The organism is Thermobacillus sp., assembly GCF_003390775.1.
GTDB lineage: Bacteria > Bacillota > Bacilli > Paenibacillales > Paenibacillaceae > Thermobacillus > Thermobacillus xylanilyticus.
In genome coordinates, this window is the sequence record NZ_QEWA01000052.1 from 42614 (window position 1) to 51081 (window position 8468).

Consider the following 8468-nt stretch of genomic DNA (forward strand, 5'->3'; position numbering starts at 1 on the left):
CCGAGGGACGTGAAGGTGATGAAACGTTTGTTCTCCAGAATGAGCATTGTCAGGAAAATGGTGCTGGGCTATTTCGTCATCATCTTTGTCCCGGTCATCACCTTCGGTTTCTACCATAATCATCTGATGTACCAGAGCATGATCGAAGAATATGCGGGCGGCAAGCAGCAAATCATTGAACAGTCGTACGCCAACCTGAGGATCGATCTGCTGCAGATCTCGTCCAATTACGGGTTGTTCCAGCACAACTCCAACGTCATCGACTATCTGAACGGCGTGTACCGGTACAACTGGGAATACGTCTACTCGTACCAGAAGTACATCAAGCCCCTGCTGTCGGGCATGCTGTACGGCAATGACCATATCCGGGATATCCGGATCTACAAGGCAAGCGAGCGGGTATTCACCGCTCCGGAACACATCATCGATATGGAAGCCCTTCCATCGAACGTCCGGGAAGAGCTGCGCCGGCTCCCTCCGGGCAAAGGCCTCTGGTTCTGCGAATTGTCCGAATCGGGCGAATGGAAGCTGGCCTATTACCAGAACATGTACGCCGAGCGGTTCTCCAAACATGTCGGCGTCTTCTCCGTCGAGGTCGATCCGAAACTGCTGTACAGCTTCGCCAATACGCTGAGCAATGAAGGGCGCTCGGACGTTTACCTGCTGACCGGGGATTTGAAGTCCAGCCCGCCCGGCGCGAGGGAAGACATGATCGGAAAGATGCTCGAGCGGCCGTTCGCGTATTTCTTCCTCGACCGCAAGTCGCTGCTCGTCAACCACCTGACGATCGAGGAGCTGGGGCTCAGAGCGGCCGTCGTCAGCAAAACAGAGGATGTGTTCGCCAGCACGGCCAGGCAGAGAGTCTGGCTGTTCCTGATGATCGCCGGGCTGCTGCTGCTCCTGTCGGGGATTTACTACATGCTGGCGGTGTCGGTGACGAAAAGACTGTCGCGATTGGCCAGACATATGCGCCAGGTCGGCGAGAACAACTTCAAGACGCTCGACCATCGGGACGACCAGGACGAGATCGGCTATCTGACCTACACGTATAACTCGATGCTGCAGCGGATCGATGAGCTGGTCAACAAAGTGCAGCGCTCGGAGCTGCTTCGAAAGGAAAGCGCCTACAAGGCGCTGCAGGCGCAGGTCAAACCGCATTTCCTGTACAACACGCTGGAAACGATCCGCATGCTGGCCGAGGCGAACGACGACCGCGAAGTGGCGGAACTCGCTTATTCCTTCGGACAGTTCATGCGCTACAGCCTGTCGAGCGACCACGAGCAGTTCAGGCTGAGCGATGAGGTCCGGAATATCGAGAACTACATGAAAATCCAGAAAACCCGCCTTGGCAGCCGGCTCACGTACAGCATCTCGGTCGAGGCCGACATCCGCCAGATCCCGTGCCCGCAGTTTATTTTGCAGCCGCTGGTTGAAAATTGCATCGTGCACGGACTGTCGACGATCCGGCGGAAGGGGGCCATCGCGATCCGCATCACGGATGACGACAACCGCGTGCGGGTCGAGATCTCGGACAACGGCGCGGGCATGCCGGAGCAGCGGCTGGAGGAAATCCGGAGGCTGCTGAACAATCGGCTGGATATCAAGGAATTTTCGACCCGGGACAGCGGCCTCGGCATTTACAACGTCAGCGAGCGCATCAAGACGTACTACGGAGAAGATTCCCGTCTGGAAGTGGACAGCAAGCCCGGCGAAGGGACGGATTTCAGGCTTTATTTGAACAAAAAAGGGATGAATGGACATGTTGAACCTGCTGATCGTGGATGACGAGATGGTGATTCTGCACGGCATCGTCAAGATCATAAGGGAAGGGAAGACGCCGTTCACCCGGATCGAAAGCGCCCTGGATGCCTGTGAAGCCTTGTCTGTCATGGAGGATTTCGCGCCCGATCTGATCATGACCGACATTCACATGCCGGAGATGAACGGTCTGGAATTGATTCAGGAAGTGAAGGAGCGCGGAGCGTGCGGCCGCTTCATCATCCTGACGGGCCATGACGAATTCGAATACGCCAGGCAGGCCCTCCGCCACCAGGTCATCGATTATCTGCTGAAACCGATCAACAAGATGGAATTGCTGGACCTGCTGCGCACTGTAGCTAAAACGATATTGGAAGAGGAGCAGGACGGCGCGAAGCATGCGCGGTCCGATTCGCAGTACAGCTTCCATGTGGAGAAAATTTTGCGGCATATCGATCAGCATTATCACCGGGACCTGTCCCTGGACCAGTGTTCCGAGCTGACGGGACTGCATCCCAACTACATCAGCCAGTTGTTCAAGAAGGAGACGGGCGTGTCGTTCGTGCAGTATTTGCACCATTACCGGATCGAGAAAGCGAAGGAGCTGCTGAAGAAAGACGGCGGCCTGCCCGTTCAGGTGATCGGCAATCAGGTGGGATTCGAGAATCCGCAGCATTTCATGAAAGTGTTCAAGAAGCTCGTCGGCTGCACGCCGGGGGCTTATCGGGAATCGGATGCGAAAGGTGATGGAGCATGAGCCGTTTGGTGATGAAGTACGACCGGCCGGCCGCCGAGTGGAATGAAGCGCTGCCGATCGGCAACGGCCGCATGGGCGCGATGGTCTTCGGCCATCCGGTGAGCGAGCGGCTGCAGCTCAACGAAGATTCGCTCTGGTACGGCGGTCCGCGGGACCGCAACAATCCGGATGCGGCGAAGGTGCTGCCCGAAATTCGCCGGTTGATTTTCGAAGGAAAGCCGCGGGAGGCGGAGCGGCTGGCGGTGACGGGCCTGTCGGGCATTCCCGAGACGCAGCGGCATTACGAACCGCTCGGGCAGTTGCTGCTCCATTTCGAAGGGATCGATCCGGATGCGGTCGAGCAATATCAGCGAAGCCTGGATCTGGAGCGGGCCGTCGCGTCGGTTGAATTTCTGCACCGCGGCGTGCGGCATCGGCGGGAGTATTATGCAAGCTGTCCGGATCAGGCGATCATCGTCCGCGCGACCGCCGACCGGCCGGGGCAGATCTCGCTCACGGCGCGGCTGGAGAGGGCGAGATGGCGTTACGTCGATGCGACGGGCCGCAGCGGGACGGACGCGATCTACATGACGGGCGCGAGCGGCGGAGCGGAGGGCGTTTCCTTCGCGGCGGCGGTGACGTCGAGGACCGAGGGCGGCAGTCTGGACGCAATCGGCGAACATCTCGTGGTTGAGCATGCGGACAGCGTGACGCTGGTCATCTCGGCGGCGACCAGCTTCCGCGAGAAGGAGCCGCTCGCGCATTGTCTGGCGCATGCCCGGACCGTATGCGCGGCGCCGGATGACGAGCGGTATGCGCGGCATGTGCGGGACTATCGGGAACTGTTCGGCCGGGTGTCACTCGCTTTGGGCGGAGATGAGGAGCGGAGCGTACTTCCCGTTCCGGAGCGGCTGGAACGTCTGCGCAAGGGAGAAGAGGATCCGGCGCTTGCGGCGTTGTATTTTCAATATGGACGGTATCTGCTCATCGCCTCCAGCCGTCCGGGATCGCTGCCCGCCAATCTGCAGGGCATCTGGAACGACCACTTCCTGCCGCCGTGGGACAGCAAGTACACGATCAACATCAATGCGCAGATGAACTACTGGCCCGCGGAAAGCTGCGCCTTGCCCGAATGCCATGAACCGCTGTTCGACCTGATCGAGCGGCTCAGGGAACCCGGCCGCAGGACGGCGCGGGTCATGTACGGCTGCCGGGGGTTCGCCGCGCACCACAACACCGATATCTGGGCGGACACGGCGCCGCAGGACACCTATATTCCCGCATCGTACTGGCCGCTCGGCGCGGCCTGGCTCTGCCTGCATCTGTGGGAGCATTACCGGTTCACGCAGGATCTGCCGTTCCTTGAGCGGTCGTTGGAGACGATGAAGGAAGCGGCACGGTTCGTGATGGATTACCTGGTGGAAGGGCCGAGCGGCGAGCTTGTCACCTGTCCATCGGTATCGCCGGAGAACAGCTACGTGCTGCCGAACGGGGAGACGGGCGTGCTGTGCGCCGGCCCGACGATGGATACGCAGATCATCCGCGCGCTGCTGGGCGCTTGTGTAGAGGCGGAGCGGGTGCTGTCGGACCGGACGGGCAAGGCCTCCGACGAGGCGTTCATCCGCGAAGCGGAGCTCGTGCTCAAGCGGCTTCCGAAGGAGAAAATCGGCAAGCTCGGCACGATCCAGGAATGGTACGAAGACTACGATGAAGCGGAGCCGGGGCATCGCCACATCTCGCACCTGTTCGCCCTGCACCCGGGCGATCAGATTACGCCGCGGCGGACGCCGGAGCTTGCGCAGGCCGCGCGCCGCACGCTGGAGCGCAGGCTGTCGCACGGCGGCGGGCACACCGGCTGGAGCCGGGCGTGGATCATCAATTTCTGGGCGCGGCTGGAGGACGGCGAGCTGGCGCATGAGAATCTCGTCGCCCTGCTGTGCAAATCGACCTTGCCGAATCTGCTGGACAACCATCCGCCGTTCCAGATCGACGGCAACTTCGGCGGCACGGCCGGCATCGCCGAGATGCTGCTGCAGAGCCACGACGGCGTCATCCACCTGCTTCCGGCGCTGCCGAAAGCTTGGCCCGCGGGGGAAGTTGCGGGGCTGCGCACGCGCGGGGGATACGAGGTTGACATCAGGTGGGCGGAAGGCGTTCTGGTCGAAGCATGGATCACGCCCCGGTGCGACGGCACCTGCACGTTCCGGGTTTCCCGCGATGTGGAGGTCCGGCTGGGCGATCGCGAGGTTGCGGTCCGGCGGGACGCGCGATATGCGGATGTGATGTCGTTCGAAGCGCAGGCAGGGCTCAGATATTGCCTGAAGGCCAAATAAATAAAAGGGGATGATGGCATGAAGAAACAAGCGTTCAACCCGTATCTGCCGTCCTGGGAGTACATACCCGACGGCGAACCGTATGTGTTCGATGGCCGTGTGTACGTCTACGGCTCGCATGACCGGTTCAACGGCCATGTTTTCTGCCTGAACGATTACGTCTGCTGGTCGGCGCCCGTGGACAATCTGGGGGATTGGCGGTATGAAGGGGTCATTTACAAGAAGACGGACGACCCGCTCAATCCGGACGGCAGCATGTGCCTGTACGCGCCGGATGTGACCCGGGGGCCGGACGGACGGTACTACCTGTTCTATGTGCTGGACAAGGTGTCGGTCGTGTCGGTTGCGGTGTGCGACACGCCGGCCGGCAAGTACGAGTTCTACGGTTATGTCCGGTACCCGGACGGCACGCGCCTCGGGGAGCGGGAGGGAGACCAGCACCAGTTCGACCCGGGTGTCCTGACGGAAGGGGACAAGACTTATCTGTATACCGGGTTCTGCCCGAGAGGGGACAGGTCGCGGAACGGCTGCATGGCGACGGTGCTCGGCGCGGACATGCTGACGATCGTCGAGGAGCCGGTGTTCGTGCTGCCGAGCGAGCCGTACAGCGCGGGAACCGGGTTCGAGGGGCACGAATATTTCGAGGCGCCGTCGATCCGCAAGCGCGGGGACACGTATTACCTGATTTATTCGTCCATCCTCATGCACGAGCTGTGCTACGCGACGAGCAAGGACCCGAGGAAGGGATTCACGTACGGCGGCGTCATCGTCAGCAACGCGGACCTGCACATCGATTCGTACAAGCCGGCGGACAAGCCGATGTACTACGGCGGGAACAACCACGGCAGCATCGTGGAGATCGGGGACCAGTGGTACATTTTCTATCACCGGCAGACGAACGGCCACCATTACTCCCGGCAAGGCTGCGCGGAGCCGATCCGATTCCGGGAGGACGGCAGCATCGTGCAGGCGGAGATGACGTCCTGCGGCCTGAACGGCGGACCGCTCGCCGGGCGCGGCGAATATCCGGCCTATATCGCCTGCAATCTGTTCTGCAAGGATGAGGAGCTGTACATCGGCACCTACGGCGCCTGGATGGACGGCCGGTTCCCGAAGATTACCCAGGACGGCAAGGACGGGGACGAGGAGCCCGGCTACATCGCGAACATGCGGGATACGGCGACGGCCGGCTTCAAATATTTCGACTGCCGCGGCGTGAAGAGGGTCAAAATCAAGGTGCGCGGCTACGCGAAAGGCGCCTTCGAGGTGAAGACAACGTGGGACGGCCCGGCGCTCGGCTCGATTCCCGTAAACTTCACGAACGTATGGAAGGAATACGCGGCGGACATCGCGATTCCGGACGGCGTCCACGCGCTGTACTTCACGTACAGGGGCGAGGGCAACGCGCAGTTGGCATCCTTTACGCTGGAATAACGGGAAGAGGGAGGCTTGCGGCCTCCCTTTTGTCATGCCGGATGTTCAAACGCCGGTTGTGAGATTCGGTCCTTTATAGACGGTGATGTAATCTTTCGGCACCTTGACTCTGGACATCAGGATGTCGGTCAGCGGCTTGCGATCGGTGTTGATCCAGTAATTTGTGCCGCACGGGACACGGGAGCCGTTCTTCAGATAAACATAGCATTCCAACTCGGGCGTGTCCTTCGTCAACTCGATCGTGATCAGGGTTCGCTTCTCGACAAGCTCGATTTCGCGAATGTCCGCAAGAATAATTTTGCGGACTCGAATATTCAAAAAATACTGTTTCACGCTGGTGTCGTCCAGCCGGTACCAGATGGCCGGAGGCACGCCGGAAACCAGGCATATCGCGATGCACAGCACTTTGAGAAACAGGTTCGCATCAAACACGAATGCAGCCGCCGAACCGATGATGCCAAGCGAGAAGACGGCGAGGGGGAGTTTGAACGAGCGAAACCTGAAGATCAATTGGGCTTTCGAAAAGGCACTTTTTTCTTCCGTCATGCGTCCACCACTTGCGTCCCCGAGAGGAAATCCCCGATCCTCCGCCCCCTGGAAATCAGGAACACCAACAAGTCAACTGGCAAGATCAGAAGGGTCACGTTCCGCAAGATCAGCCGGCGTTGTTCGGGCATTGTTCCGCGATCCGCGTCAACTACTCGCAGTTTCAGCAGCCGTTTGCCCGGACTGCGGCCGTTCAAGCAATCCCGAAGCAGCAATAAGGCAATCGCCGGGATCATGGCCAAATACATGACGGACTGCGCTGTTTCGAAGTTGACGTCCGGATTCAGGATCAACCACAACGCGAGCACGGGTCCAAACATCAGGCAGACTAGTGTGTGATCGATAAAGTAAGCAACAAGTCGTTTGAGCATGACGCAAACCTCGACTATCCTCTCGTAAGATCAGAATTAAATATAATTATAGCAATTAATAAGAAATAATTCAATACTTTACAAAAATAGACTAAATATAGTAATATTCGTGTCGAATCAAGAATATTGAAATATCAGTAAATGGAGGTATTTGCTATGCCGTCCGTATCCTCTACCAAATCTACCAGCACGACCGCAAAAACACAAGCCAAATCTGTCAACGAGAACAAGAAGGGCAACGTTACCTACTCCCAGAAAAGTACGAGCATTGCCACTGTCACGGTCAATACCGGAACCGGTTTAGGGGCCAAAGTATCCGTAGCAGGCGTCAAAGCCGAGATATCTGCAAAGTCGTACAACTCCGTTTCAACGAGCGGTAAACCTACACAAAATTTGTATGCGGGCGCCAATGTCAGCGTTACAAACAAACTCCAAATTGCCGTTGAGGCTGAAAGAACAAAGGAAGCGAACGGAAAAACGAGCAGTTCAGGATTTGCGGGAGTTGCCGCAGGCGACCGCACGTACGGAGTTGGATCGACCAACAATAAAGGCGATATCAAAATTGAATTCGGCGTAGGCGCCTATTTGGTGGCAGGCGGAGAAGTCAATGTGGAAGTAAATCTTTCCGAAATCGGAAGAAGGATTGACAAAAACGTGGTGCAGCCCGTCAAGCAAACCGTAGCCAATACCCTGAACAAGCTGCAAGACCCGAAAACCTGGTTCTCTGTAATCTATTGAGATGGATGATATTCAATTTACAGAGGCCTCTCTCGATCTCATCGGATTGTGCAAAGCAGTCGACGATTCATTGAATCCCGTTGACCGTACGCTGTATTTTGATTCGACGGATGAATTCATCGTGATTTATTTCGACAAGAGAATGGTCAAGTTCGGAGATACCGTCTCCATGTACTTCTTTATTTATCACGAATGTGTATACATCATGAATTTGAACATCGATCGCGAGGTGGAAGGGAAGTACATCTATTCCCAGATGTCCATTCCGTACTTGCTGTCTCTTGCGAGTGAACCGAGGAGCCAATACTACTGCACCATTGGCATAGTAAAAAACGAGGATACGATTGTAGGGAAGATACAATTCAAAATTGCATCCAAGAACTTCATTTATTCAAATGACGGATTGTCAAGCTAAATGCGACAGTTCATCCATGAATGCTTCGTAAGCAGATTTCCAGTTCAGGCATTTTCGAGGGCGGTTGTTGATGAGGCGAACAGCCCTCGCAAGCTCCTCGTCTGTAACAATGGCGAAATCGTGTCCTTTAGGAAAGA

At 57.5% G+C, this 8468-nt stretch carries 7 protein-coding genes and 1 pseudogene; 5 read left to right on the top strand and 3 right to left on the bottom strand.

Annotated elements, in window-relative coordinates; translation table 11 throughout:
• Positions 1–18: 18 nt before the first annotated feature.
• Genes C6W55_RS15205 through C6W55_RS15220 form a run of 4 tightly spaced genes read left to right on the top strand, consistent with a single transcriptional unit; the run spans position 19 to position 6261 of the window.
• On the top strand, positions 19–1785 hold the full coding sequence (locus C6W55_RS15205; protein ID WP_286893611.1) for a sensor histidine kinase: 1767 nt from the start codon (positions 19–21) through the stop codon (positions 1783–1785).
• On the top strand, positions 1760–2515 hold the full coding sequence (locus C6W55_RS15210) for a response regulator transcription factor (protein ID WP_015256011.1): 756 nt from the start codon (positions 1760–1762) through the stop codon (positions 2513–2515). Before C6W55_RS15205 ends, C6W55_RS15210 begins: the two co-directional genes overlap by 26 nt.
• Positions 2512–4827: a glycoside hydrolase family 95 protein gene (locus C6W55_RS15215; RefSeq protein WP_286893612.1), complete on the top strand. Its 2316-nt coding sequence runs from the start codon at positions 2512–2514 to the stop codon at positions 4825–4827. Before C6W55_RS15210 ends, C6W55_RS15215 begins: the two co-directional genes overlap by 4 nt.
• An 18-nt stretch (positions 4828–4845) precedes the next feature.
• On the top strand, positions 4846–6261 hold the full coding sequence (locus tag C6W55_RS15220) for a family 43 glycosylhydrolase (protein ID WP_286893614.1): 1416 nt from the start codon (positions 4846–4848) through the stop codon (positions 6259–6261).
• A gap of 45 nt (positions 6262–6306) precedes the next feature.
• Here the strand turns inward: C6W55_RS15220 and C6W55_RS15225 are convergent, their stop codons facing one another.
• The gene (locus C6W55_RS15225; protein ID WP_015256008.1) at positions 6307–6807 is read right to left on the bottom strand and encodes a hypothetical protein; all 501 of its coding nucleotides are present in this window, start codon (positions 6805–6807) and stop codon (positions 6307–6309) included.
• A complete protein-coding gene (locus C6W55_RS15230) occupies positions 6804–7178 on the bottom strand; it encodes an RDD family protein (protein ID WP_015256007.1) in 375 nt (124 codons plus the stop codon). The genes C6W55_RS15225 and C6W55_RS15230 overlap by 4 nt, the downstream gene beginning before the upstream one ends.
• A gap of 156 nt (positions 7179–7334) precedes the next feature.
• Between C6W55_RS15230 and C6W55_RS15235 the strand changes: the two genes are divergently transcribed.
• Positions 7335–7916, top strand: coding sequence for a hypothetical protein (locus C6W55_RS15235; RefSeq protein WP_286893615.1), 582 nt, complete (start codon positions 7335–7337; stop codon positions 7914–7916).
• A 406-nt stretch (positions 7917–8322) separates the two neighbouring features.
• Here the strand turns inward: C6W55_RS15235 and C6W55_RS15240 are convergent.
• Positions 8323–8468, bottom strand: a pseudogene (locus tag C6W55_RS15240) (IS30 family transposase); the annotation flags it as partial.